This window comes from Collinsella aerofaciens ATCC 25986 (genome assembly GCF_964237925.1).
GTDB classification, from domain to species: domain Bacteria; phylum Actinomycetota; class Coriobacteriia; order Coriobacteriales; family Coriobacteriaceae; genus Collinsella; species Collinsella aerofaciens_BJ.
Genome location: NZ_CAXSKI010000035.1, coordinates 1 through 1,572, shown reverse-complemented (window position 1 = coordinate 1,572; position 1,572 = coordinate 1). Strand labels below are relative to the sequence as shown.

Below are 1,572 nucleotides of genomic sequence, written 5' to 3'. Positions count from 1 at the left end.
ACCTGCACTGATAATTGTTCTCGGGGGAAGCGGGCACTGCGGGGCGCGGCAACGGCGCGCGATTTCCGCGTCGCAGCGCTACCCTGATGCTGAATGCCGGGACGATGACCCACTGACCTGCTGACGCCTCTTCGGCCGTCCTCAAATCCGACCTGTCTCGCCCCGGCATCCGCGTCCCGGAGTCCTGCCATGACCTAATAGGAGCATGAGCGCGGACAATCGGACAAGCCAATTGGATTGTAGCGCTCCCGTCAGTGCAATGTCTGGGAGACCCGGGCGCGGAGCAGGCGGCAGACCGAGGGGAGCGAAAATGGAAGGCGAAACGGTCATCGCGGGCGTCGACACGCACAAGGACGTGCATGTCCTGTGCCTGCTCGACGGCCTCGGGAGGAAGATCTGGAGCGGGAGCTTCGGGGCCGACCCCGAGGGCTACGACAGGCTGGCGGAGGCGATAGGCGACCCGGGGAGCTGCATGGTCGTCGGCGTCGAGGGCACGGCATCGTACGGGGCCGGGCTGACGAGGAGGCTCGTGGAGCTCGGGTACAACGTCGTCGAGGTGCTCAGGCCCAAGAGGGACAAGGTGAGGCCCGGCGAGGGGAAGAGCGACCCGCTGGACGCCGAGCGCGCGGCGCGCAAGGCGGCGTCCGGGAGGGGCTGCTCCGTGCCGAAGTCGCAGGACGGCTGGGTCGAGGCGGTGCGCCAGCTCTACGTCGCGCGCAGGCTGGCCGTCGCGACGTCCACGTCCTGCGTGGCCTGCGCGAAGTCGATGCTCACGACGGCCCCGAGCGCCCTGAGGGAGCGGTTCAGGGGCCGCGAGCGGCCGAAGGACCTCATGCCGCTGCTCGCGCGCGGGAGGAAGGCGGGCGACGCGCTCGAGGAGAGCGTGCTGGCCTCGCTGCGGTCCGTCGCGGCGGTCTGGAAGGAGGCCCGCAGCCAGGTCGAGTCCCTCGACGAGCGCATCCGCGCGCTGCTGGAGGCGAACGCGCCCGCGCTGCTCGGCGTCGAGGGCTGCGGCACCACGACCGCCGCCGCCCTGGTCGTGGCCGCCGGCGACAACCCCGGCAGGCTGAAGGGCGAGGCGGCGTTCTCGATGATGTGCGGCGCCTCCCCGATCCCCGCGTCGAGCGGGAAGACGGACCGGCACAGGCTCAACCGCGGCGGCAACCGGCAGGCGAACTGGGCGCTCTACGAGATCGCGATCAAGCGCATGGCGTACGACGAGAGGACGAGGAGGTACGTGGCGAGGCGGACCTCCGAGGGGAAGTCCCGGCGGGAGGCGGTCCGCTGCCTGAAGCGCTACATAGCGCGGGAGGTGTACCACGTGCTCATGGACCCGAACCCCGACGGCGCCGCGCCGGAAGGCCCCGAGCTCGCGAAGATGCGCAAGGCGATGCGGGTGACTCAGAAGAAAGCCGCCGCGGAGCTCGGCCTGTCCGCAGCCACACTCGGGCACTTGGAACGGGGGAAACGGCGGTCGACGAAACTGGAGAGGAGGTATTACGAGCTCCTGTGCGAATTGGAGAGAACGCTCCCGCAAACTGCCTCTTGACAACTTATAGGAGCGTCGGTTTT

At 69.3% G+C, this 1,572-nt stretch carries 1 protein-coding gene; it reads left to right on the top strand.

Going from position 1 to position 1,572, the window contains the following annotated elements:
• Window positions 1-310 precede the first annotated feature (310 nt).
• Entirely contained in the window at window positions 311-1,549 is a 1,239-nt protein-coding gene (locus ACESWY_RS10215; RefSeq protein ID WP_373094348.1) for an IS110 family RNA-guided transposase, read from the top strand.
• The last annotated feature ends 23 nt before the right edge of the window (window positions 1,550-1,572 follow it).